Origin of the sequence: Vibrio jasicida CAIM 1864 = LMG 25398 (genome assembly GCF_000400365.1) — a bacterium.
In the GTDB taxonomy this organism is placed as follows: domain Bacteria; phylum Pseudomonadota; class Gammaproteobacteria; order Enterobacterales; family Vibrionaceae; genus Vibrio; species Vibrio jasicida.
The window spans coordinates 1-627 of the sequence record NZ_BAOG01000197.1; the positions used below are offsets into that span (position 1 = coordinate 1).

Here is a 627-nt window from a genome sequence, read left to right on the forward strand (position 1 = left end):
ATGGTACTGACTTTACTGGCGTAACAAGTATTGAAGTACCAGCAGGTCAGGCTTCAGTTGACCTCGACATAGTTACGCTTACTGATGGCACTTACGAAGGTGCAGAGTCATTTACTGTCACCATTAAAGACGTGGAAGGTGCGGACGCAACGGCTTCTACGAACAACAGTGCGAGCGTGACAATTAATGACGCTCAGCATGCACCGAAAGTCAGTATTGTTGCTGACACAGGCTCTACCGCTGAAGGTGGTGATGCGAACTTTACTGTAAGTATCGACCAGAAAGCGGATGAGGATGTCGTGGTGACATTCACGATTGGTGGTGATGTTGATAGTGATGATTACACCGTGCCAAACACTTACACCGTGACTATTCCTGCGGGCCAAACTTCAGTCGACCTTGATATTGAGACGCTGGATGACGGTATCTATGAAGGTGCTGAAGATCTGACAGTGACACTAACTGAAACGAGTGGTGCTGACTCTTCGTTGAATACGGTTTCTAAAGAGGCATCGGTCTCTGTAACAGATGCACAGACGGCACCGAAAGTCAGCATTGTCGCCGACCAAGATAGCGTCAACGAAGGTCAAACCGCAGGCTTTACTGTGAGCTTGGATCAAGTCGCTG

At 48.5% G+C, this 627-nt stretch carries 1 protein-coding gene; it reads left to right on the top strand.

Annotation, left to right across the window (positions count from 1 at the left end; all coding sequences use genetic code 11):
* A partial coding sequence (locus VJL_RS26645; protein WP_038882368.1) for an immunoglobulin-like domain-containing protein occupies positions 1 to 627 on the top strand: 627 nt, incomplete at both ends.